22 protein-coding genes are annotated in these 22,352 nt (G+C 63.2%); 11 read left to right on the plus strand and 11 right to left on the minus strand.

The genetic code is table 11. The features are described from left to right. Positions 1-104: 104 nt before the first annotated feature. Complete coding sequence (locus GJB56_RS22865; RefSeq protein ID WP_003943598.1) at positions 105-545, plus strand: PAS domain S-box protein; 441 nt, start codon at positions 105-107, stop codon at positions 543-545. 6 nt (positions 546-551) lie between these two features. Here GJB56_RS22865 and GJB56_RS22870 read toward each other — a convergent pair whose 3' ends face one another. Further along, complete coding sequence (locus GJB56_RS22870; protein ID WP_113683413.1) at positions 552-1,178, minus strand: TetR/AcrR family transcriptional regulator; 627 nt, start codon at positions 1,176-1,178, stop codon at positions 552-554. A 51-nt stretch (positions 1,179-1,229) separates the two neighbouring features. On the opposite strand from GJB56_RS22870, the gene GJB56_RS22875 reads away from it, so the two are divergent. Further along, positions 1,230-2,201 (plus strand): sugar nucleotide-binding protein, encoded by a 972-nt coding sequence (locus tag GJB56_RS22875; RefSeq protein WP_113683414.1) that lies wholly within the window; start codon positions 1,230-1,232, stop codon positions 2,199-2,201. On the opposite strand, the gene GJB56_RS22880 is transcribed toward GJB56_RS22875, so the two are convergent. The 5 genes from GJB56_RS22880 to GJB56_RS22900 form a co-directional block, all read right to left on the minus strand. Continuing rightward, the gene (locus GJB56_RS22880; protein WP_113683415.1) at positions 2,148-3,440 is read right to left on the minus strand and encodes a YcaO-like family protein; all 1,293 of its coding nucleotides are present in this window, start codon (positions 3,438-3,440) and stop codon (positions 2,148-2,150) included. The two genes, GJB56_RS22875 and GJB56_RS22880, sit on opposite strands and share 54 nt — an antisense overlap. After that, on the minus strand, positions 3,437-4,777 hold the full coding sequence (locus tag GJB56_RS22885; RefSeq protein ID WP_113683416.1) for a YcaO-like family protein: 1,341 nt from the start codon (positions 4,775-4,777) through the stop codon (positions 3,437-3,439). Before GJB56_RS22885 ends, GJB56_RS22880 begins: the two co-directional genes overlap by 4 nt. Further along, positions 4,770-6,104 (minus strand): CocE/NonD family hydrolase, encoded by a 1,335-nt coding sequence (locus tag GJB56_RS22890; protein ID WP_230091053.1) that lies wholly within the window; start codon positions 6,102-6,104, stop codon positions 4,770-4,772. The genes GJB56_RS22885 and GJB56_RS22890 overlap by 8 nt, the downstream gene beginning before the upstream one ends. Before the next feature lie 89 nt (positions 6,105-6,193). Next, positions 6,194-7,006, minus strand: a complete 813-nt coding sequence (locus tag GJB56_RS22895; protein ID WP_113683417.1) for a hypothetical protein — start codon at positions 7,004-7,006, stop codon at positions 6,194-6,196. A gap of 94 nt (positions 7,007-7,100) precedes the next feature. Continuing rightward, positions 7,101-7,289 carry a streptamidine-related RiPP repeat protein gene (locus GJB56_RS22900; RefSeq protein ID WP_003943543.1) on the minus strand — a complete coding sequence of 63 codons (189 nt, stop codon included), beginning with the start codon at positions 7,287-7,289 and terminating at the stop codon, positions 7,101-7,103. A gap of 92 nt (positions 7,290-7,381) precedes the next feature. Between GJB56_RS22900 and GJB56_RS22905 the strand changes: the two genes are divergently transcribed. From GJB56_RS22905 to GJB56_RS22925, 5 genes are all read left to right on the plus strand, one after another. Then, positions 7,382-8,641 (plus strand): MFS transporter, encoded by a 1,260-nt coding sequence (locus GJB56_RS22905; protein WP_031330989.1) that lies wholly within the window; start codon positions 7,382-7,384, stop codon positions 8,639-8,641. Between the two features lie 84 nt (positions 8,642-8,725). Continuing rightward, positions 8,726-9,793, plus strand: coding sequence for a FecCD family ABC transporter permease (locus GJB56_RS22910; RefSeq protein WP_113683418.1), 1,068 nt, complete (start codon positions 8,726-8,728; stop codon positions 9,791-9,793). Beyond that, complete coding sequence (locus GJB56_RS22915) at positions 9,790-10,584, plus strand: ABC transporter ATP-binding protein (RefSeq protein WP_020968054.1); 795 nt, start codon at positions 9,790-9,792, stop codon at positions 10,582-10,584. The genes GJB56_RS22910 and GJB56_RS22915 overlap by 4 nt, the downstream gene beginning before the upstream one ends. Further along, positions 10,581-11,561 (plus strand): ABC transporter substrate-binding protein, encoded by a 981-nt coding sequence (locus tag GJB56_RS22920; protein ID WP_020968055.1) that lies wholly within the window; start codon positions 10,581-10,583, stop codon positions 11,559-11,561. Before GJB56_RS22915 ends, GJB56_RS22920 begins: the two co-directional genes overlap by 4 nt. 4 nt (positions 11,562-11,565) lie before the next feature. Then, positions 11,566-12,252, plus strand: coding sequence for a SagB family peptide dehydrogenase (locus GJB56_RS22925; protein WP_113683419.1), 687 nt, complete (start codon positions 11,566-11,568; stop codon positions 12,250-12,252). 1 nt (position 12,253) lies between these two features. Here GJB56_RS22925 and GJB56_RS22930 read toward each other — a convergent pair whose 3' ends face one another. From GJB56_RS22930 to GJB56_RS22945, 4 genes are all read right to left on the minus strand, one after another. Further along, the gene (locus GJB56_RS22930; protein WP_020968057.1) at positions 12,254-12,547 is read right to left on the minus strand and encodes an SHOCT domain-containing protein; all 294 of its coding nucleotides are present in this window, start codon (positions 12,545-12,547) and stop codon (positions 12,254-12,256) included. Then, positions 12,544-12,996: a DUF6325 family protein gene (locus GJB56_RS22935; protein ID WP_070384763.1), complete on the minus strand. Its 453-nt coding sequence runs from the start codon at positions 12,994-12,996 to the stop codon at positions 12,544-12,546. Before GJB56_RS22935 ends, GJB56_RS22930 begins: the two co-directional genes overlap by 4 nt. Positions 12,997-12,999: 3 nt before the next feature. Continuing rightward, the gene (locus GJB56_RS22940; protein ID WP_019746318.1) at positions 13,000-14,649 is read right to left on the minus strand and encodes an MFS transporter; all 1,650 of its coding nucleotides are present in this window, start codon (positions 14,647-14,649) and stop codon (positions 13,000-13,002) included. 65 nt (positions 14,650-14,714) lie between these two features. Continuing rightward, positions 14,715-15,962 (minus strand): hypothetical protein, encoded by a 1,248-nt coding sequence (locus GJB56_RS22945; protein WP_029254151.1) that lies wholly within the window; start codon positions 15,960-15,962, stop codon positions 14,715-14,717. An 18-nt stretch (positions 15,963-15,980) separates the two neighbouring features. Between GJB56_RS22945 and GJB56_RS22950 the strand changes: the two genes are divergently transcribed. Next, positions 15,981-16,568: a DinB family protein gene (locus GJB56_RS22950; RefSeq protein WP_019746321.1), complete on the plus strand. Its 588-nt coding sequence runs from the start codon at positions 15,981-15,983 to the stop codon at positions 16,566-16,568. Between the two features lies 1 nt (position 16,569). On the opposite strand, the gene GJB56_RS22955 is transcribed toward GJB56_RS22950, so the two are convergent. Next, positions 16,570-16,749 carry a hypothetical protein gene (locus tag GJB56_RS22955; RefSeq protein ID WP_134771718.1) on the minus strand — a complete coding sequence of 60 codons (180 nt, stop codon included), beginning with the start codon at positions 16,747-16,749 and terminating at the stop codon, positions 16,570-16,572. A gap of 1 nt (position 16,750) precedes the next feature. Here GJB56_RS22955 and GJB56_RS22960 point away from each other — a divergent pair, with 1 nt between their 5' ends. Genes GJB56_RS22960 through GJB56_RS22970 form a run of 3 tightly spaced genes read left to right on the plus strand, consistent with a single transcriptional unit; the run spans position 16,751 to position 22,300 of the window. Further along, positions 16,751-17,383, plus strand: a complete 633-nt coding sequence (locus tag GJB56_RS22960; protein ID WP_113683420.1) for a TetR/AcrR family transcriptional regulator — start codon at positions 16,751-16,753, stop codon at positions 17,381-17,383. Positions 17,384-17,408: 25 nt separating this feature from the next. Continuing rightward, complete coding sequence (locus tag GJB56_RS22965) at positions 17,409-19,106, plus strand: AMP-binding protein (protein WP_113683421.1); 1,698 nt, start codon at positions 17,409-17,411, stop codon at positions 19,104-19,106. Then, a complete protein-coding gene (locus GJB56_RS22970) occupies positions 19,103-22,300 on the plus strand; it encodes a carboxyl transferase domain-containing protein (protein ID WP_113683422.1) in 3,198 nt (1,065 codons plus the stop codon). The genes GJB56_RS22965 and GJB56_RS22970 overlap by 4 nt, the downstream gene beginning before the upstream one ends. The last annotated feature ends 52 nt before the right edge of the window (positions 22,301-22,352 follow it).

A 22,352-nucleotide genomic window follows, 5' to 3' on the forward strand; every position in this document is an offset into this window, starting at 1 on the left:
GGGCACGATTCGGGCATTCGTCACTGCATCCGGGCGGGAAGTCAACCCGCGATTTGCTGGGCAGTTAGACTGTTGTCGACTCGGGCAACTTGAGAGGACGTGTTATGGAACGCCGCCGCAATGTTGCGCAGCCGCCACAATCGCCGATTGCGGATCTGGAGCAGATGCCTGCTCTGATTCTCCTCGACAGGCTTCCGGTGCCGGTTATGGCCGTTCACCGCGACGGCAGCATCGTTTTTGCCAACCCGTCCTTCGCTGACATGCTGGGATATCCCAAGAAGGCCGTCTCGGCTTTGCGTTTGCAGGACATTCTCTACGACAAGGATGCCGACGACGTCAGTGCCGAGCAGGCTCATCGTGAACTGAGTTCCGAGCCGGGCTCGGTCAAGGAGTTCGTGCACTCGGACAGCACATTGGTGCGCGCGACGGTCAGTCAGTCTCTGCTCCGACGGGACGACGACACGATCACCCTCGCCGTCCTTCACGATCTGACGGAACGCCTGTGGAACAACCCACGGCACATCGACGACAAGCCCACCAAGTAGTCCCAGCTACTTCCGGTATTTGACGGTTCGGTCCAGGCCCAGGGTGGCGGCAAGGGTGTTGACCACCCATTCTTCGTACTTTTGGCCGGTCCAACCCGCGCCGACCACGAGGTCTGTGTACGTCTCGGGACTGAGCAGCGTGAGTGCGACGTTCACGGCTGTTTCGAGGTCGACGGTTGGCGCTTTTTCGACGATGCCGACCATCAGATGTTCCTGCACCGTGCGTCGCTGAGTGCGGTTGATTTGCCAAAGGCGGGCGGCGTCCTCGTCCGCGGAAGCAGCGGCCCGCAGGGCCAACAGGATGTCCGCGGTACGCTCCAGAATGAGCCGTCCGTGGTGAACCTGAATCCGGAGTTGCCCGAGTGGATGTGGGGCGCCCAGTGCCGCCGCCACCCACGGACGGTCGAGAGTTGCCGTCTTTTCCTCGTCGCCCGCAACGGCCACGTCGAGCAGTGCTGACAGCACGCTCGGCTTGTTGCCGAACACAAAATAGACACTCTGCACCGACACGCCCGCCGCCGCGGCAAGCTGTTTGATCGTGGCGGCCGCGTAGCCGGGATCGACAAAAACTTCACGCGCTGCCTCGATGATCTTGCGCCGCGCCGACGTGTCTTCCCGAAGTACCTCAGTCATGATTAGAGTCTAACTCTAGAGTCGAACTCTAGCGACTCGGGAGGCGAAATAATGACGAAGGTTCTTGTACTCGGTGGCTACGGTGCCGTCGGGATTCCCCTGATGAAACAACTCGCGAAGGTCCCCGAAATCTCCGCGTACTCCGCCGGGCGCGATCGTGCTCGCGCTGACGTCGTCGTTGATCTTAAAGAACCAGGCGCGTATTCGGCTGCGGTTCGAGACTTCGATGTCGTGGTGAATGCCTCGGGTTTCGAGGATGTTCGCCTGGCAGAAGAAGCGGTACGCGGTGGGGCGGCATTCGTCGACATCACGGCAACCTCAAGCTACTGCGAAGAACTGGAAGCGGTCGACGGCCCAGTTCTGATGGGCGTCGGATTGGCACCGGGATTGACCAGTGTCCTTGCCGCCGAAGCGCATCGACTCGGCGACGGACCCGTGGACATCGTGATCGGCCTCGGCGGCGGAGAACTACACGGACCGGCCGCGACGGCGTGGACGTACGGGATGTTGGGAACGAGGTTTCCCGATCCCGACGGGCGATCGATCCGGAACTACGCCGGGATGAAGACGTTTCGGATGCCGGCGGACGCGACCGGCTACCGCACCGGTCCTGCTGTGCGGGCCGATTTTTCGGACCAACATGCCCTGACGCGCGACCTTGGCGTACCGGTGCGGACGTACCTGCGATTGGACACGTCCACAGCGACACTCGGGCTTGCAGCCATGACGTGGGCGCCCGCCCTCCAGAAGGTTGTGCCGAAGAAGCTGTGGGGTTCGGATCGTTGGGTTGCGATGGCCCGAACGGATACCGTTCCGGCGCTGTGGGTTTCGGGGCGTAGCCAGTCGGCCGCGACGGCAACCATCGCCGCGCGTGCCGTGCAGGTGATTCGAGACCGTGCAATCTCGAAGCCGACGTGGTTTCACGCGGTGGAGACCGCAGAGTCGTTACAACTGGCAGTTCCGGAACTGTCAGTGCGGCAATGGGATGGTGCGAATTGGATGTCCGGCAAGACTGTCGACTAGTCGTGGTGATCCGAGAAACGGCAATCCGGCGGCCGCATTGGTGAGACAACCGGGTACGACGGCGCGGACGACATGCAAGCCAGCGCGGAGAACATCAGCAGTGGTGAGGTCGACCCATGCCGGCCTGAAACCCGAGCCTGTCAGTGCGCTTTCGGTGTCGATGGGTGACGTCAGAGAGTCGAGGTCCACCTCGCCGACGACGGCACCTGCCAGCTCACTCTCGAATCGTGCTTGGATCTCCGGGTCCAGGTGGAGCTGCAAGTGGCACCCGTAATCCATCACGTCGGCAAAGTCCGATCGGTAGGCGCCTGCATAGCTTCGGTCAGCTCGCCAAGGCGCAAGCGGGCTGGTCGGGGAGGCCGCGGCTCGACCGATGCCGCTCTCCGGGTTGTCGTAGTCGGCGGAAAGCAGTTGCAGCTGAAGCGCTTCGCCGAGCGACTTGAAAGCAGCCGTCTGCGCTTCTTCGTGGCAGGCGGTACCCATGGTCGAGTATCCGGTGAGTCGGTCGTGGACGAGGGCGCCGAGCACCGGGATGCCGAAATCGCTGTCGAATGACAACCACCTGGTCGAGAGGCTGCCGTGATTGCCCAGGCGGCGAAGCACCTCGGGGATGCCGGTGACTATCCGAACGCCGCGTCTTCCGGTCCAGGAAAGCGTCATCGCGTCGCGCTCGACTATCTCGCGCAATGCATTCCGTATCGCGAATTCCGTCGTGGGACCGGCAGCGAGACCCGCCTGCGCTACTGGAGAGATCGCCGGACCCGTCCGGGCGACGAAATGAGGATACGAACCCCAGACGAGTTCGGCCGGTACCCAGATATCCGAACCCGTGATCAGGTCGACTCCGCGAGTCCAGTCCAACTCGAGATCGTCGGTTGGTTCGACGAACGGGAACTGTGGCCGCGCGTACTGGGCGGCGTCGAAACGCGCGAGTTGTGACAGGTCGATGCTTGCTCCGATCAATGCATCGGCCGACCCGCGGACGATCGGTTTGGCGACGATGTTCCCGCAATATCGTTCCACCGCTTCGCCTATCGCAGCTGCGGTAGGCCGCGCACGGTCACCCAGATCGAAGCAATATCCGGCGCCCGCCGAGTCGCTGGACCAGGGTGAGAAGCGTGCCGAGTCGGAGGCATACGAGTGAATCAGCTTGAACTCCGGCGGAAAGTGCTGGGGAACAACGGCGTCGACCAACTCTCGAATGATCCCAGTTCGGCGGTCGACGAGCAAAGACCTCATGCGAGAGGGACCGGCAGATGCAGATGGGTGGTCGATGCGCTGGTCAATCTGCTACCTCCAAGAAGGGGAAAAGCTGCCGGCGCATTGTTGTAGAGGCCGGGAGACAGGACGCGGACGACGTGCAACCCGGCAATCGAGATGTCGCGGGTGGTGAGATCGACGGAAATCGGTTGGTACCCTCGAGACGTCAGAAGGGCTACCAGAGAAGCAAGATTCACAGGATCTTCGTCGGGAATCTCTGATACCGAGCGTGTTTCGGTGTAATCGAAGAGATGCTCTTCCGCTGCCCCAGCCATCACGGGGTCGAGATACAGCTGGGCGACGGTCGGCAGATCGACGACGTCCTTCCACTGCGCATCGAACTCGTCCCGGTAACGACGGTCGGCCCGAAAGGGTTTGTACAGGTGCGCCGGCAGCGTTCCGTCCGCCACGCTGCGCCAGGTCGGCCCGTCGGGGTCGGCGAGGTCGATCGTGATGGCAAGTACGGCGTACGCCTCGACAAGGGCCTTCGAGACTGCCGCCTCCACCGTTGGTCGACAAGCTGTGCCCAGCGCGACCAATCCACGTCGGTCATCCCGGATCCACACTGCGGCGACGGGAATGCCGAAGGGGGAGGGGAGCAGAAGCACTCGAACGCTCCGAGTGTCGCTCTCCAGATCCCCGAGTTGGCGGTGCACAGGTAACCGCTCCCAGTCGGCGAGTTCGATTGCCGGCTGTGACCGGTCCCCGCACCACCACAGTGCGGTGGCATCGCGTTCGAGAAGTTCCAGCAGAGCTGACATCTCGGCCTCGGCGCGTGAGCGTCCCGCGGCGATTCCGGCGTACTGCAACGACGCGATCGGTGGTTCGCCGCGACGGGTGCCGGTGTAGTACCCGAGATAGGTCAGGGCGGCTGGCACATAGGTGGGCACTTTTTCGTCCATGGTGTGACCCAGCGCCCAGCGGATTTCCAGAGCCGATGTGAAGGGAACAAAGGGGAATCCGGGAAGGCGGTACTGGTCCTCGCTGTACAACGCAAATTTCGCGGGATCGACGACCCGTGAGCCTGCCAGTTCCAGCGCTGACGCACTGCTGCGGATCAGATCTTCGGGGACTACGTTGCCGCAATATCTTTCGACAGCCTCACCGGTTGCAGCACCGCGAGCTGCTGCGTCGTCGCGTATCGAAGCCCCGAATCCGTAAGGGTCCGCGCGAAACAGTGAACCGCTGCCGCCGAAGTTTCTGGTGTCGGCCACCCTCGCGGCCCAACCGACCCAGCCTGTCGGCATGTCCGAGCGAATGTGTGGTTCCAGTGAGGTCAGCACGCCGCTTCGGGCGTCGACCAGCAAGTCATCCACCGGCAGTTCCTCCGAGTATGGGCAGGGTCAACGACCCGGAAAATGATTGGTGCAGTGCGGTACTGCGTGTTCCTCGATAGCGATCACCGTCTCCGAGATTGCGTGCGAGCCGTGGGAAGTCCGAGCCGGCGATCCGCAGCGTCAAGACATCACCCGCGCGCACAGTGTGGAGCACGGGATCGAGATCTATGGTCAACGTGCCGGAGCAAAGGCTGACGCCCGCGCCACGAGCGATCGATCTCGTGACTCGAGTGGGATCGACGACGCTCAGTTCGGCGATCCAATCGGCTTCGCCCTGGGGTGAATGCACTGTCAACTCCACCGAAGGCATTCCCGACAGCACACACTCGACCTCCATGTCGAAAGTCCAGACAACACAGTCGTTTCGGCCCTCGTCTGCGTGGTGCGTGAAGTTGAAAGGCGCCGTCCTCGGGTCTGGTTCGAGACGAATCCGGTTCGCACCCGTGACGTACGGTTCGGTCGACCATTCGCCGGCACCCCGGTCGAATACCCGATTGATGGTCACGGGCCGCGCCGAGAATATCGATTCCATCCACTCGACCTGAAGGCGGCCGAAACTTGTCTCGCCGACCCTTCCCGGGCGGAGGTCGTGCGCCCAGGGGCCCACGATCAAACTCTGCGGCCCGCGCCACACGGATGCGAAGTGCCGCAGTGTCTCCCGAATCATCGCATCGTCCCAACCGCCGATGTGCAGCCCGGCGACGTCGAGTTCGGAGAGTTCGTCCGCGGACACCAGATCATCGCCACCGAAGTCTTCGCGCTCGCGAGCGCGACGGATCGGCGTCAACCAGCCCGGTGAATCGGAGGTCAGGCCAACATCCTCGATCATCGACTGCACCGGGAGATGTTCCAGCAAAGACGAATCCGAGCGCATCAGGGCAGGGATGAAACCCTCACGAGAGGAAGACGAATCTCCGTGCTCGCCCCACCACGCCAGATGCTCGGCGAGGAGAAGTATCCCCGAGGGATCACGTTTGACGCGGTCGCTTCCGATGGTCGGCACTTTGGAGACGACGCCGCGAGCACGAAATGCCCGATCGGCGCCGTTGGTCTCGGCAGTAAACGCCCACGCAGTTCCGGCCGCATACGAAGCCCCGCTTGCGATGACGCACTCGGGTGTCCACGGCTGATCCTGCAGCCACTCGGCAAGGGCGGCGGCGTCCTCGCGCTCGTGAACGTAGGGTTCCCAAGATCCGGTGGAATCGTGCCGTCCACGTACGTCCTGACAGATGAAGGCAATTCCTCGTGATCGCCATTCGAGCCCCTCGGCCAGATGCCACCCGCGTCCGTACGGGGTTCGGATCACGATCAATCCTCGAGGTGAAGAATCTGGGAGAAGCACATCCGTAGCCAGCGAAGAGCCGTCTGCTGCCGGGATCTTCACTCCGAGTGAGATCACCGGAGCGTCGGCGAAGGTTCGAGAACGCCGCCTGGCAGTGGTAGCACGGGATGTCGAGTCATCATCAGGGTTCGTGGATTCATCCGGATCTGGTGGTGAAGGTGTGATTGCGGTGCGCCGTAAGAACTAGCCACGACGTCCGAACATGCAAGTGCACTGACCATTGCGGCTGTGGTGGGTGAAAGTCCAAGCGGACGACGTTCACTGTCGGCGAGGTGGTTCCACAGCGCCAGAAGGTGATCCGGTACGCGTGACGCGGCTAGCCGTCGACCGCAGACGTCCCGGTAGCTCGCGCTGTCGATGCCGTCGAAGAAGGGACCGATGCAGATCTCACCCAGCTCTGCGTGGACGCGTTGCCACGGAGTTCGGCTGTGGCGGCACCAGGTATCGAGTTCCGACCACGCGTCGTGAGGAGGAGCGTCGGCAACCGACAGTACGAGGTCCGACGACGCAACGTCGTCTTCGATTGGCGCAGTGGTGGATACGACGTCGAGATCCGGAAGAGCCTTGGAGAGCAGAGCGATGCAGGCATCGGCAACGGGTCCGACCCCGTCCATCAGCACACGCTGTGGACCCGGAATCTCGGGCACTTGACCTGGAACAGCCAGCACGCCGCGAGAGGCGAGAGCGTCGGCGATCTCGATCGCTCCCGGGCCGAGCACCGAACCAGAGCGCCTGAGAAAGTTGTCGAGTTTCGCGAGGTCTTCGGCCGGCGCACCGATCGTGACTGCGTTCTCGTCCGGTGTCAGGTAATGCCAAGTACCGTCCGGTGTCGGATACAGCTGGTGTCCGTCGGCGAGGGCGTACACGGATCTCCTTGTCGGTGCCCGCACCCGACGAGTCGGATGCGGGCGGGGTCATCGGCAGATCAGGCCGTCGAAACGGTCTGGATCAGGGAAGGTTTCAGCTCTGGAAGCTGAACGGGTTGTCGACGAGGGCGTTGGTGCCCACACCCTGCAGAGCGTGTGCGGACGTCGCCTCGGCAACCGGCTCGAAGGTGAACGGGTTGTCGACGAGGGCGTTGGTGCCGACGCCCTGGAGTGCATTGGCCGGAGCCGAGTTGGAGACGCTGTCGAACGAAATGTTGCTCATTGTCATCCCTTCCGTAATGGAAACCATTTCCATTACGATGCCACCGTACGAAAGATCGCCACGAAGAGCAACAGGTACAAGAGAGTGCATAGATGAGCGAGACCTCGACGACGGGATCCGCCGAAGCGCAACCACATGTGTTTCGGGACAGATCGTTTCGATTCTTCTTCACGGCTCGCACGATTGCCGTGGCCGGTGCGGCCGTCACCGGAGTGGCAATGCCGATCCTGGTGTTCGACATCAGCCGGTCTCCGTTTCTCACCTCGCTCGCGGCTGCGGGGACGGTTCTGCCGTACCTCGTGTTCGGCTTGTTCGCGGGCGCCGTGGCAGACCGAGTCAACCGGCGGACAGTCATCCTGTGTGCGCAGGCCGTCGCTGCTCTTGCCTTGGCGAGCATTCCGGCGGCTCAGGCGCTCGGTGTGTTGACGGCATGGCACGCGGTCGGCGTATCGATGTGCATCGGAACGTGTTTCGTGTGGTTCGATGCTGCAGCTTTCGGAGCCTTGCCTGCGCTGGTCGGTCGGCAGAGAATACCGGCCGCCAACAGTGCGCTGTGGACTTCCAGCACGCTCGTCGATGTTGCCTTTCCGGCTATTGCCGGAGTGCTCGTGGCGTCGATCGGCCCGGCCTACGCATTGGGTGCTGATGCACTGGCCTACGTATTGGCCGGGCTGGCCATGGCGTCGATCGGAGCCTCGTTCTCGAGTACTCCTGCGGCGCCGAAGAAGTCGGAACCCGGAATTGCGCGTGACATACGCGAAGGCCTCAGCTTCCTCTGGCAGTCTCCGCTCCTGCGAGCATTGACCGGCGTCGGCTTCGTCAATTCGCTGACGCAGGGCGCTGTCACGGCGCTCCTGGTGGTGTACGCGACCGAGAGGCTGGGGATTTCGACGTCGAGTCCGATGATCGGGGCCGTGTGGACAGCAGTCTCCGTGGGTGGCGTGGTCGGCGCAGTCTTGCTCCCACGCCTACCGGCGCAATGGCCGGTCGGCGCGATCACTGTCGGTGCGTTGACCATCGCCCCGGTGGTGCTGTTCGTCGTTGCGACAACCAGCAATACCGCCGCAGCGATCACCGCTCTGACCGTCTACTCCGGCTGTGCGACTGTCACCATCCTCAACGGCATCGGTGCACGTCAGCGTCTGACTCCGGATCGTCTACAGGGGCGCGTGAACACCACGGCGAGGATGGTCGCCTGGGGTGGTTCGCCGGTGGGTGCCTTGATTGCCGGGGCAATTGCAGGACGTTGGGATATCGGCACCGCCTACCTCGTTGCGTGCAGCTTTGCGCTGGTCGGGGCACTCTTCGCGTGGGTGAGCGCCCTGCGGACCGATCCTTGTCCGCACAGATGAGCATGTCACTATTAATGAAAACGACTGTCGTTATGGTTAGATCCACCTGTTCATGCCTGTGAACCCCACCTCTTCAGGAGTGCGATGACGCTGACCAGCGAAGCAGTACCTGATGCCCCGTCGCGTGCGCATCCCGTCGGCGACCGCGGATACGTCCCGTTTCTGTTGGCCACGGCCGTGGTCCTTGCCACCGCCTCTACCGTCGCGGTGTGGTCGGGCGCTGCGTCGCTGTCCTTCGCCGACGTATTCGCGGTGTTGTACGCGCACGTCGGTGGACCGCCGGTCGACCCGCTGCTCGATCGGATCGTGTGGGGACTGCGGGTCCCGCGCATTCTGATCGCGGCACTGGCAGGTGCCGGATTATCACTGGCCGGCGCGGTACTGCAAGCGTTGGTGCGCAATCCGATTGCCGATCCGTACATCTTGGGTGTCGGTTCGGGAGCGTCCTTCGGCGCAGTGCTGATCATGACGACGGGCATCGGAACCGGTCTGTCGATCGGTGTTCCGGTGGCAGCCTTCCTGGGGGCCATGGTTTCCCTGATCGCGGTTCTCGTACTGGGTCGGCGCGAGGGAATGCTTGTCCCGCTGCGCATGGTCTTGGCCGGAGTTGCCATCGGCTATCTGCTTTCGGCTGCAACAAGTTTTGTGCAGTTGCGCGCCGATCCGAGTCAGCTTTCGGGAGTGCTCTTCTGGTTACTCGGTTCGGTGAGCGGGGCAGGTTGGTCGGATCTCGGTGTGCCCGCCGCGGTGATCACCGTCTGTGCGGCAGTGCTGTTGACGCAGTCTCGCCAACTCAACGCGCTGGCTATGGGAGACGAGAGCGCGCAATCGGTGGGCGTCGACGTGCGCCGTACCAGGTTGCTACTACTGGTGATCGCGTCGTTGCTGACCGCGGTTGTTGTATCCGTTGCCGGCGGAATCGGTTTCGTGGGGCTTCTCGTGCCGCACGCCGTACGACTCCTCGTCGGATCCGACCACCGCAAGCTGCTGCCGGCAACCGCGCTGGTCGGTGCAACCTTCCTGGTGATCGTCGATCTTGCGGCTCGGATGTTGGATGCGCCCAACGAATTGCCGCTCGGAATCATCACCGCCGGATTGGGTGCTCCGTTCTTCCTCTGGTTACTTCGACGCGACGGAGGTGCGCAGTCATGAGATTGTCGGCCAGCGGGATTCACGTCGTTCGAGGTGGGCGTCTGGTGGTTTCCGGCGTAGATCTCGAAGCGCCCGAGGGGAGCGTGGTCGGACTCGTCGGGCCGAACGGCAGTGGAAAGTCCTCCCTCCTGCGCGCGTTGTACCGCTCGATGAAGCCGAGAAGCGGAATCGTGAAGGTCGACGAAGTGAACGTGTGGGACGATCTCTCGCCACGATCCGCAGCACGCATCATCGGTGTTGTGGGGCAGGAGCATTCATCCGACTTCTCGTTCAGCGTCCGCGAGGTGGTGGCGACGGGCCGGACGCCGCATCACAGCGCATTCTCTCGACTCGGTGAAATCGACCGGGACATCGTCAGTGCCGCCCTGGCGCGAACCGGTATGCACGGCTTCGGATCACGACTCTTCGCCGAACTGTCCGGCGGAGAAAAGCAGCGTGTGATGTTGGCCCGGGCGATCGCTCAACAACCTTCGGTGCTGGTCTTGGACGAGCCCACCAACCACCTCGACATCCGAGCTCAACTCGAATTGATGGAATTGGTCGCCGAACTCGGTACTACGACGATTGTCGCGATCCATGAACTCGCTTTGGCCGCAGCGTATTGCGACTACGTCTGTCTGCTCTCCGGCGGGGTAGTTGTCGCGACAGGACCAACGGCTGAGGTCCTCACCGAGGACCTGCTGTCCGAAGTATTCGGGGTTCAGGTGCATCTCGGCACTCACCCCTTGACCGGGCGTCCCTTGCTCTCGTTCGCCCCTCCGCTCCTACACACGAAAGAAGCAGTGTCTTGAAATCCTCGATACGTACTGCCGCGCTGTTGTGCTCGGCCGTTACTGCCACTGCGGTACTGACCGCATGCGGAAACTCCACGGCGGATTCGGCGGCGTCGTCGTCCGAGAAGATTTCCGTCACCAATTGTGACCGCGAGGTCACGTTGCCCAAGACGGCGGAGCGGATTGTCTCGCTGTATCCGTCGATGACGGAGCTTCTGATTCAACTCGGTGCCGCCGACCGCATTGTCGGACAATCGAATACCGATCTCTCTCCTCCCAGCCCCGAACTCGCGGATCAGTTCGCGGCCGTGCCGGTACTGAGCACCGGAGTTCCCGCGAAAGAAGCATTGCTCGACGCCCGTCCGGATCTGATCGTCTCCGACGGGGAATACTGGTTCGACGGTGACCGACTGCAGAGCATGGACGAATTGCGTGACCTCGGCATCCCGATCTTCGTGAACAGCGGCTATTGCCACAAGGCGGTCACCGAGGGGCGGATCGACGACGTCTGGTCCGACATCGACGGTCTCGGTGCCCTGACCGGAACAAGTGACGAAGCAGCAACACTTCTGGCAGATGGCAAGAAGTCGCTCGCAGCAACCGAGGCATCCGTGGCCGGGAAGGAGCCGGTTGCCACTGTGATGGTTCAGGTTTCGGAGGGGCAGTCCTACGCTCTGGCGAGGGGCCTCTACAGCAGCGTGCTCGAGGCGGCCGGGGGAAAGAACCTCTACGAGAGCGACCTTCCGGATGGGAAGTACTTCGGCCAGGTAGCCACCGAATCGATACTCGCGAAGTCGCCGCAGGCAATTCTTGTCGTTTACTCCACCGAGTCGGCTCGGGAATCCACACTCGAGGCTGCCCGCACGGCATTTGCCGGGACGCCTGCCGCGACGTCGAATGCGATCTTTGCCGTTCCGGAGGCGTGGTTCGCCGGTGAATTGGTGTCGATCGACGGAGCTGCCGAGGTATCTCGCCTGCTGCACCCGGGTTCGTGAGGTCTTGACCGCCCTCGAGCGGGTCGAGGCCGTCGTATCGCTGCATGCTGCGCTTGACCGGACGGTGGCTCCGTCGGAGCTACCGTTCGACGAGGGCGCACTGCCCCCGGTGACGTCTGAGTTCGTTGAATTACCGGCGCCGACGCCACTGCCGGCCCAGGACTTTCCGGATATCTTGCAGGCACGACGGAGCCACTTCAACCCAGCGCAAGATGCTTTGGGAATCGATGAACTTTCAAATGTGCTGCACCACAGTCTGGTCAGCAGCCCGACGGCCGGTGGGATGCGCGAACTGACGCTGTCGTTTGTTGTCAGCCATCCCGGACCCTCGCTTGGAGCCGGGGTGTACCGGTACATCCAGGAAGGCCGTGCTGAGGCCGTTCGGCCGGGTGACGTACAAGGAAACCTTCGAGCGAGCCTTCTCCAGCCCGAGTTCGTCGACGTGTTCCCGGTTCTTCTGTTTGTGGTCGCCGACGTGGAAGCGCCGCTCGAGAAGTACGCGATGCGGCACTACCGCACGATGCACGTGGATGCCGGTGTGCTGGTTCAGAATCTGTACCTTGTGACCGAGGCGATGGGACTTGTGGGCTGCGCCATCGCAGGATTCACGGATGCCCGAGTGGCATCTCTGTTGAATCTCGCGACGACGCAGCTTCCCGTCATGGCTTTTGCACTCGGGCGGCCCAGCTAGTTCAGGCGAGGATGCGCGCCTTCTGGGTCTCGAACTCGGCCTCCGTCAATACGCCGGCATTCTTGAGTTCGCCCAGCTTGGTGAGCTGTTCGAGCTTCGCATCCATCGACATTTCCGATTCTGCCGGAGGTGCCTGCGGCGGGAGGGGCGGTAGATCGGGAATCGGCGGCACCGGCTGGACCTGCGCTGCGCGGGCCTGATCTTCGGCAGCCCAACGGGTCCGCTGACGGCGCTGAACATTGCCGTGAATGGAGCTTGCGACGGCTACCCGGCCGGCTCGCCTCAAGAAACTCATGCGTCCTTCTCCGTGGTATCCGGTGCGGTGTTGTCCAGTGCAGCAGCCAGTTCGTCCACGCTCAGGTGACCTTCGGTGACAACCTTTGCGCCGCTGCGGGTCCAGGCCTCGATGACCGGCAGTATTGCCAGTTCCTCGTAGACGAGTACGGCGGCAACACTTCCGGCAGCCAACTCTTCACCAACGGCAGCGATGTCGCCGGCGTCGAGCAGTCCGGAGGCAGCGCCGTCGAACTGCGCCAGATCGAAATCTGCGAGTTCGAAGGTGGACGCGGGTACGACGGATACCGATCCGTCGGCGGCTTTGGTGACGAACTCGAGGTCGAGGATGCGGATCACTCCGGAGTCGACGAGAGTGAGCAGCTGCTCGAATCCCGCGGAGGTCGGTGCACCGCTGGGAAACTCGACGGCAACGTATTCGATCGGACCGAATTGGTCTTGGTTGGACATCGGTTACTTCTTGCCCTTCGTGGGTTGCGGTTCGTCCAGAGCAGGTACTTCGTTGGGCATGCGCCCGGCCGGAATGATGGCGAGCAGAGAGAGCCCGGCGAGTACGAGCAGCGAGGTTCGCAGTGCGCGCAGGCGCGCTTCGGTGTTGATCCGGATGGCTTCGTCGATCTGTGCCTGTGTCGCGGAGGTGTTTTCGAGCGTCACGACGAGTTGATCGTTGGGGACGAAGTTGACCTGGTCGAGATTGATCCCTGACTCGACCTTGAGCGATGCCGGGATGGTGGGGTTGTCGATCAGCTGCGAGCTGACGAGGGTACCGAGGATTCCGACGGCGAACACGCTGGCCACCGCGATGCCGACGCTCCCGGACATGTTGTGTACCAGTCCTCGCCAGGCGCCGACGTCACCGGCCAGTTCCTTGGGAGCTGCGGTGAGGAGGGTGTTGAACACCAGCGCAACGATGGCGCCCTGCCCGAGGCCGAGGGTGATAAGGCCGATGACAACAAAGATCTGATGCCAGTCACCACGAATGGTGAAGGCCAACAGTATGAGTCCAGCGGCAACAACGACGAACCCGGCTCGTGCGATCAGACGCGGGGAGTACGTCTTGTACAGGCGCGCGACGACGGTGCTCGCGATGAAGATCGAGAGTGTGTACGGGATGATCGAGAATGACGTCTGCAAGCTGCTGCGGCCCTGGATGATCTGCATGTACAGCGGAATGAGGAAGTTGGCCGCGGTTCCCACGAACATCATCGTCGCCATGCAGATCGTGGTGGCGCGCTCGGCGCCGGTCTTGAGGACGTCGAGATTGAAGAGCTGAGGCTTGTTCTGCGCCTTGCGGCTTCGCGTCCACTGGAAGAATCCCTGCGCGCAGATGGTGCCGAGGACTATCAGGATGGCCGCGGGTGAAACACCGATGACCGAGAACGGCGCAGCGTCGGTGGCCAGGATGACGCCCCACGAGTTCAGGCCGCTGAAACCGAAGCTGAGCAGGATGACGGCAACGGCAGCCAGTGCGGCGCCGGCCCAATCGATGGTGATGTCCTTCTGCGGGGGAACAGGTTTGACACGGAAACTCAGGACCAGGTTGACCACGGCGAGCGCCACGACGAGGGCGAAGGAGTAACGCCACCCGATGGTCGTCGCGAAGGAACCGGCGATGAGTAGTGCCAGCACACCGGCTGCGGGGATTGCTGCTGCCAGGTAACCGATGGCCTTTGCCTGCTGATCGCCATTGAAGTTCGTGGCGATGAAAACCGTCAACGCGGGGGCGATGAGAGCGATCACGGCGCCGGACGCGGCTTGCGCCACGAACAGCATTGCCGGGCTCTGGCTCAGAGCGACCGCAGCCATCGCGAGACCGTGAATCGCGACGGCAATCTGGAAGACCAAACGCGTCCCGTAGCGGGCGCCGATCTTGGCGCCCAGCAGAATGAAGGCAGCCATGGCAAAGGTGCCTGCGGTGATCGCGGTGCCGACACTTGTTGCAGGAGTGTCGAGATCGGTGGTGATGCCGGCCATCGAGACGGTCAGCGCATTGACGGCGAACGACGCCTGAATCTGCGTGAGGACCACCACGATCAGTGGTAGCCAGGAGGCGGTGGTTACGGCGGCCGACGTATCGGCTGCGCCAGGCTTTACGGACATCATGGGTCACGCCTTCCTCGACACTGCGTGTACTCGCGGCGTGCCCGGATCAGCCACGCACGGTTACATTAGCCGGAATTGTGCTGAATGGTCGCCTGCAAGTGGTTGGTTTCTTCGCGGTAGACCACCATCTCCCGTTGCAAGGCGCGCCGGAAGCGTGGTTGCTCGGCCAGGAGTACGGCCAGGACGGTCAGCAACAGCCACGTCGCGGCCGCGCTCGCGAGGAGCAGCAGGACCGGAATCCACGGCCCGCCCATTCGTTCGAGCAGCGTCGTCTTGGCCCAGACTCGCCAATAGAGCATCAGATTGACGATCAGTCCGACACCGTACGAGATGACGAAAGACAGCAGGAACTGCTTCCACGTGCCGTCGTGGCGCCTCGCCGTCATCGGTTCGGCCCGCAGCGGCAAGGCCACGGACATCACGTTGGCGACACCGAGCCACAGCAGGATCATGGTCAGTACCTGACCGCACGCCTTCACCAGATCAGCACTGCTTCCGGAGCGCCACGCGAGGATGGCACTGAGCAGGAACCCGGCGCTGCCGACGAGAAGCAGCATCATCGTATTCTTCGCGACGAGGACGTGCCAGAGCCTGGTTCCGCCGGACAAAGCAGCACGGACGCGGCCGGCGTCGAAGCTGAGCGCATTGGTGCACACGACGCTTCCGACCACACCCGAGAGTGCGTACAGCGCAAGGTAAGGCAGTCGATCTTCCTTGGAGTCCCACTGGAAGAGGCGAATGAATGCCAGGTACGCCAAGCCCACTCCGAGGCTCAGCCCCAGCCGAAAAGCGATCGACCGAGGCTTGCCACTCACGACGTGCCGTGCTTCCTCACGGATCCGGGAGCCGAGATCCTGCACGTGCCGGACGACGGGGTTGCCCGAGTTCAGCGGGACGTAACCGCGGATCGCGGCGGCGACGGTATCGGTATCTCCAGCATCGAGCGCGGCGACGCGTGCTTCGAGAACCGCAAGGTGGGCGGCGCGCAAGGCTATCCGCGCGGTGGTCACCGCGGCGACGGCGTCGGCCTCGGCCTGCGCGGCGGTGCTGATGCCGGCGTCGGCGGGCAGTGGCGGCTGCAACGTCGTGATCAGTTCGAGTTGGCGAGCCATGTGCGGCGACGGCGACAACCCGCTGTACGACGGTCGGCTCAGCGCTGATCGTTCGTCGTCGAGCGAATCACGCACGGACGCGGCGGCCTTGCGGACGGCTGCCGGGTTGTGCCAGCGCACCGACCGGGCGTCACGCTCGGCGGCGACGGCCCGGGAGGCAACCTCGGTCAGATCCTCCACCGCTGTCAATGTCTGCTCCACTCGGTTTAGGTTGGTTTCATGACCACCAACTCGGAAAAGGAAGATCTTCAGCGGTACCTGCAGGCAGCACGTGACGCGCTCGTCTGGAAGCTCGACGGGCTGTCGGAGTATGACATTCGGCGTCCGATGACCCGGACAGGGACCAACTTGTTGGGACTGGTCAAACACATGATCGGCGTCGAGCTCGGGTATTTCGGTCCGACGTTCGGCCGTCGGGTTCCCGATCTACCGGCGTGGTTGCGTTCGGAGGAACTCAACGTCGACATGTGGGCCCGCGCCGATGAGTCCAGTGCCGACATCGTCGAAACCTATCGCCGCACCTGGGCTTTCGCTGACGCCACGATCGAGCAGCACGATCTGGACGCCCCCGGCTTCGTGAAGCACTGGCCGGAGGATCGTCGCGACGTCACATTGCACCGGATACTCGTTCACGTTGTCACCGAGATCCATCGGCACGCCGGCCACGCGGACATCGTGCGGGAGCTGATCGACGGAGCTGCTGGGATGAAGGCGGGCGACAACAATCTGGCTCCCGGTGATGAGGCGTGGTGGGCCGAGTACAACGACCGTCTGGAGACGGCGGCACGCGAGGCCCACCACGCCTGAACTACTCGAATACCGCTGCCGCACCGATCACCACGACGACGATCGCCGGGCAGACCATGTCGCCGGCCCCACGGGTGATCCGGGAGACGATTTTCTTCTCGCCCATCTTCGCGACTGAGCCGACGAGAACGGCGGCGAGGATGCCGCAATTCTTGACATTGACGTCAACGTCAACACACACTGTGACGGTGACCACCAGCGAAACGCAGGAGCGAGCGCGGACAGCCCGCAAGCTCGGGGACGGTCCACGTCGGGCCTGCCTGCTCGACACCGCTGCTCTCTGTTTCGGCGAACTCGGATACGACGCCGTGACCGTCGAGACCATCACCACCAGGGCTGATGTGTCCCGAGCGACCTTCTACGCGTACTTCTCGTCGAAGGACGAGGTCTTTCGTGCCGTCGCCGAAATGATGTGCCGACGGTTTCTCGACGCCCAGCACATGGAGGGGCCGGCCGAGGATCTACGCGAAGTTCTCAGAACGACCACGTCGGCGTTCATCACGGCCGTGTACACCTACGGGGACCTGCTCGCGGTGATCGAGCACCGGGCGCGGGTGGATTCCGAGGTCGAGCGCAGTTGGTCAGCAGTTCGCGAAAAGCTCGTGAGCCGCTACGTACGCTTCGTCGAACGTATTCGACAGGTTCACGATGTAGATCCCTGCGTTTCGCCCCCGGTGCTCGTTCAGATGATCTCGGACGCACAGATGGCCGGTGGAGCACGACTGAGTAAGGCGAGTGTCGAAGAGCAGAACCAGTTCATTGCAGATATGACGACGATGTCCGAACGGTTGATCGGGTTCGAAGAGTCGAAATAGATTTCTTTTACGAATGGAGTGATCGGTGGCAGAACAAGACGTGCTCGAAGCGGCTCTGGCGGAAATCACTGCGCTGCAGCAGGCGCATTGGCCCGCCGGGATTCCCCGCTCCGTCGAGTATCCGCTCGAAGGCGGGGGACTTGTCGACTACTTGCGGCATTGGGCGCTCGAGCGGCCGGATACTCCCGCAATCGTCTTTTACGGCCGCGTCATCACGTACGCCGAGTACGACGAGCTTTCGGATCGTTTTGCCGGATGGCTGCTTTCACTCGGAGTCGAACGAGGTGATCGTGTCGGCGTTCACCTGGTCAACTGCCCGCAGTTCCACATCGCGATGCTCGGCATTCTCAAGGTCGGTGCGGTTCACGTGCCCATCAATCCGCTCTTCCGTGAACACGAATTGATTCACGAACTCAACGATGCCGGCGTCAAGGTCCTACTGACGCAGAACACTTTCTCGAAGCTGGTGAAGAAGGTTCGCTCACAGACTTCACTCGAACACGTCGCGAAGACCGCAGTATCGGACATGCTGACTGCGATCCCCACCGTCGAACTGCCCTTCGAGGTCGACGATCCGCGCCTGAGCGACTGGCAGTCGATCATCACCAGTGAGCGGGCGACTCCCGTTGCCACCGAGCTCGATTCCCTCGCCGCCCTGAACTACACGGGCGGAACGACGGGAATGCCCAAGGGCTGTGAGCACACTCAGCGCCACATGGTTTACACCGCGGCCACCGCGACGCTTGCCGGTGGTGACCAGGTGGGCGCCAATCCGCCGGTATCTCTGGTGTTTCTGCCGATCTTCTGGATCGCGGGTGAGGACTTCGGCATTCTGGTTCCGCTCGTCAATGGCGGAACCGTTGTCCTGCTGAATCGTTGGGATGCGGAGACCACGCTCGACGCGGTCGAGACCTACGGTGTGACCTCGCTGGTCGGAACCGTCGACAATTACGTCGAACTGATGGACACATCAGGGTTCTCGGAGCGAAATCTCTCGACACTCCAGAACGCCATGGCAGTCTCGTTTGTTCTCAAACTCGATCCGGCCACGCGCCAGCGGTGGCGCGAGGCTACCGGCGGTGTTCTGCGCGAAGCGAGCTACGGCATGACCGAAACCCACACCGCGGACACGATCACTCTCGGTTTCCAGGACGGCGACTACGACCTGAAAAGCGAGCCGGTGTTCTGCGGAATTCCGGTGCCCGGTACCGACGTTCTGATCGTCGATCACGACGGCAGGCCGGTTCCCGTCGGTGAGCACGGACAGATCATCGTGCGCAGTCCGTCGATCCTTTCCGCGTACTACCGCAACGAGGCTGCCACCGCCGACGCCATCCGTGACGGCTGGTTGCAGACCGGCGATGTCGGAAAGTTCAGTGAGCGTGGTGGTTTGCACTACCTGGCGCGAAACAAGGAAATGATCAAGACCAACGGCATGAGTGTTTTCCCCTCCGAGGTGGAAGCGCTGCTCATGCTGCACCCGGCGATCGAAAAGGCTGCGGTGGTACCGAAACCGGACCCGGACAAGGGGCAGGTGGCTTTTGCGTTTGTCCAGCTGGTCGAGGGTTCCGACACCGCGGCCGACGAGATCGTCTCGTGGGCCAAGGAGAACATGGCTACGTACAAGGTGCCCGAAGTGGAAGTGCTCGAGGCGCTTCCGATGACTGCAACAGGAAAGGTGCGCAAGGGCGATCTGTTCGAGCGCACTCAGGGGGAAAAGTGAGACTGCTGATTGCGAACCGCGGCGAAATTGCGCTGCGGATCATTCGAACTGCCCGTGAACTCGGGATCGAGACGGTGTCGGTGTACGCCGAGGACGACGCGTCCAGTCCGCACGTCGCGGCGGCCACGGAGTCGGTGCCGCTCGGAGCTTCGGGCGCATCCGCGTATCTCGATCAGAGCGCACTGCTGAAGATCGCGGCCGAAACGGGCGCCACGCACGTGCACCCGGGCTACGGATTCCTCAGTGAGAATGCCGAATTCGCGCAGGCGTGTACCGAGGCGGGCATCGTCTTCGTCGGCCCGGACGCCCAGGTTCTCCGGACTTTCGGCGACAAGGCCAGCGCCCGCACTGCGGCGGTCGACTCCGGCGTACCGGTCCTGCCGTCGACATCGGCGAACGCCGACCTCGACGAGGTGCGTGAATTCTTCGAGCGCAACTCCCGCGGCATCATGATCAAGGCGCTCAGCGGCGGCGGTGGCCGCGGTATGCGCGCGGTGCGCGACCCGAAAGCGCTCGACGACGCGTACCGTGTGTGTGCGGCCGAAGCCCAGTCGGGATTCGGCAGTTCGGCACTGTTCGCCGAGGTACTCAGTGAGCACGCTCGGCACATCGAAGTGCAGATCGTGGCGGGGCCGGGGCAAGGCGGAACCCACGCGCTCGCTCTGGGTGACCGTGATTGCAGCGTCCAACGTCGGCACCAGAAGTTGATCGAGGTTGCGCCCGCGCAGGGGCTGTCGGGGGCCCTGCGCGAGCGTCTTCACGCTGCGGCCGCGCGGCTGTGCGCCGAGGTCGGCTACCGAGGCATCGCGACGGTCGAGTTCCTGGTCGAGGAACGCGGATTCGTCTTCCTCGAAGTCAATCCCCGAATTCAGGTGGAGCACACGGTGACCGAGGAGGTCACCGGAATCGACCTCGTCGCCGTGCAACTCGCGATCGCGGACGGGGTTCCGTTCGAGGACCTGGACCTGCCAACCGGAATCACTGCTGTCGAGAAGGTATCGGAGACAGTCGGATCCGTGGCAAACGCTTCGGGGATTGCGATACAGGCCCGCGTCAACATGGAAACCATGACGCCGGACGGCAATGCGCTGCCGTCCTCCGGCACGCTCGACAACTTCACTCCTCCGGGCGGACCCGGCGTGCGAGTGGACACCTTCGGTACGGTCGGACTCTCGCCGAGTGCGCGTTACGATTCGCTGCTGGCGAAGGTCGTCACCCACACGCGTCGATCGGATTTTCCTGCCGCTGTGCGCAAGTCGATTGCTGCTTTGAGTGAGTTCACTATCGACGGCGTGGCGACCAACCTCGAATTCCTGCAGGCAATACTGTCGGACAAGGACTTCCGCGACGGCCTGGTCGACGTCGACTGGTTGGGTTCTCGATTGGCGGAGCTCGTTCCCGAAGCGGACCCACAAACACCCTCCGCGAGTGTGGACATCGCGCCGGACGAGGACGTGGTTCGTGCGCAGATGGCGGGAATCGTCGTCGAACTTGCCGCAGTCGGTGACGGCGTCCATGCGGGTGGCCAGGTTGCCGTCCTCGAAGCGATGAAAATGCAGCATGTTCTCTCGGCGCCCGGTGACCTCGAAGTGGTCCGGGTTCTGTCGTCGCCGGGGAGATCGGTGAGTGCGGGCGAACCGTTGCTCGTCGTCCGTAGCGCGAGCGCGGGATCGAAGCTCGCCGAGGTCGACGAGGTGGACCTCGACGACGTACGTCCCGATCTGGCGGAGATCATCGCTCGCCACGAGGTGACCCTGGACGCGGCGCGGCCCGCGGCAGTGGCGAAGCGCCACAAGCTGGGGCGGCGGACTGCTCGCGAGAACGTCTACGACCTGGTCGACGACGACAGCCTGGTCGAGTACGGCGCTCTCGCACTGGCTGCGCAGCGCAGTCGGCGAAGCGAGGAAGACTTGATCGCCAACACTCCTGCTGACGGTCTGATCGGCGGAGTGGCGACCATCAGCGGCGGCGAGAGCGTCGTGATCTCGTACGACTACTCGGTGCTCGCCGGTACCCAGGGCATGCGCAATCACGCCAAGACCGACCGCCTGCTCGAGATCGCCGATCGCAAGCGAGTTCCGGTAGTGCTGTTCGCGGAAGGCGGCGGTGGTCGCCCCGGTGACACCGATGCAGGGGCGGGAGCGGGCCTGGAACTGGGAACCTTCCGTGCCATGGCGGCGCTGAGCGGCCGCGTACCCATGGTCGCTGTCGTGTCCGGCCGCTGCTTCGCGGGCAACGCGGCCCTGGCCGGCGCCTGCGACGTACTGATCGCGACGCCCGACGCCAACATCGGCATGGGCGGCCCTGCCATGGTCGAGGGCGGCGGGCTCGGAAACTTCCGCCCCGAGGACATCGGCCCCATCGACGTGCAGCGCCGTAACGGCGTCGTACACCTGGTGGCTGACGACGACGCTCATGCGGTGGCGCTGGCCAAGCAGTACCTCGGCTACTTCCAGGGTGCGAGCGGAGAGTGGACGGCTCCGGATCCGCGGCTCTCGCGGCATGTGGTGCCGGAGAATCGCCTGCGCTCGTACGACGTTCGTGGAGCGATCGACGCAATCGCGGACGTCGACAGCGTCCTGGAACTGCGTCGAGACTACGGACGCGGTGTAGTCACCGCACTCGTTCGTGTCGAAGGAGTTCCGTACGGTGTGCTGGCGAACAGCAGCGAGCATCTCGGCGGCGCGATCGACGCGGAAGCCTCGGACAAGGCTTCGGATTTCCTGGAACTGCTCGAAGCGCACCGCATTCCTCTGGTGACCCTCTGCGACACACCGGGATTCATGGTGGGCCCGGATTCGGAGGAGGAGGCGACGGTTCGAAGGTTCGGCAGGTTCTTCGTTGCCGGTGCTCGCCTCACCGTGCCGTTCGGAACGATCATCCTGCGCAAGGGTTACGGGTTGGGCGCCATGGCAATGGCCGGTGGTTCCTTCCACGCCCCCGAGTTCACGGTCGCGTGGCCGACGGGCGAGATCGGGCCGATGGGTCTGGAAGGTGCTGTGCGTCTCGGTTTCCGCAAGGAACTCGAATCCGTCGAAGATCCGGTGGCTCGGGAAACTCTGTTCGGTCAGTTCGTGGAACTGGCCTACGCACAGGGCAAGGCGCTGATGGCGGCGACCACGTTCGAACTGGACGACGTCATCGACCCGGCCGACACCCGCGCCTGGATCAGGCAGCTCGGCAGAAACAGTTGAGATCCTGCTGATTCGAGCTGTTGCCGCACGTGGGCAGGGCAACTAGCCTTGC

This window comes from Rhodococcus sp. AQ5-07, assembly GCF_009707305.1.
Taxonomy (GTDB): Bacteria; Actinomycetota; Actinomycetes; order Mycobacteriales; family Mycobacteriaceae; genus Rhodococcus_F; species Rhodococcus_F erythropolis.

Bases quoted from the DNA above. Each gene is read 5' to 3' on its own strand.
- GJB56_RS22950 (WP_019746321.1), top strand. From the start codon at position 15,981: ATGACCACCAACTCGGAAAAGGAAGATCTTCAGCGGTACCTGCAGGCA.
- GJB56_RS22915 (WP_020968054.1), top strand. From the start codon at position 9,790: ATGAGATTGTCGGCCAGCGGGATTCACGTCGTTCGAGGTGGGCGTCTG.
- GJB56_RS22935 (WP_070384763.1), bottom strand. From the start codon at position 12,996: ATGTCCAACCAAGACCAATTCGGTCCGATCGAATACGTTGCCGTCGAG.
- GJB56_RS22905 (WP_031330989.1), top strand. From the start codon at position 7,382: ATGAGCGAGACCTCGACGACGGGATCCGCCGAAGCGCAACCACATGTG.
- GJB56_RS22880 (WP_113683415.1), bottom strand. From the start codon at position 3,440: ATGAGGTCTTTGCTCGTCGACCGCCGAACTGGGATCATTCGAGAGTTG.
- GJB56_RS22870 (WP_113683413.1), bottom strand. From the start codon at position 1,178: ATGACTGAGGTACTTCGGGAAGACACGTCGGCGCGGCGCAAGATCATC.
- GJB56_RS22910 (WP_113683418.1), top strand. From the start codon at position 8,726: ATGACGCTGACCAGCGAAGCAGTACCTGATGCCCCGTCGCGTGCGCAT.
- GJB56_RS22940 (WP_019746318.1), bottom strand. From the start codon at position 14,649: ATGATGTCCGTAAAGCCTGGCGCAGCCGATACGTCGGCCGCCGTAACC.
- GJB56_RS22865 (WP_003943598.1), top strand. From the start codon at position 105: ATGGAACGCCGCCGCAATGTTGCGCAGCCGCCACAATCGCCGATTGCG.
- GJB56_RS22875 (WP_113683414.1), top strand. From the start codon at position 1,230: ATGACGAAGGTTCTTGTACTCGGTGGCTACGGTGCCGTCGGGATTCCC.
- GJB56_RS22900 (WP_003943543.1), bottom strand. From the start codon at position 7,289: ATGAGCAACATTTCGTTCGACAGCGTCTCCAACTCGGCTCCGGCCAAT.
- GJB56_RS22930 (WP_020968057.1), bottom strand. From the start codon at position 12,547: ATGAGTTTCTTGAGGCGAGCCGGCCGGGTAGCCGTCGCAAGCTCCATT.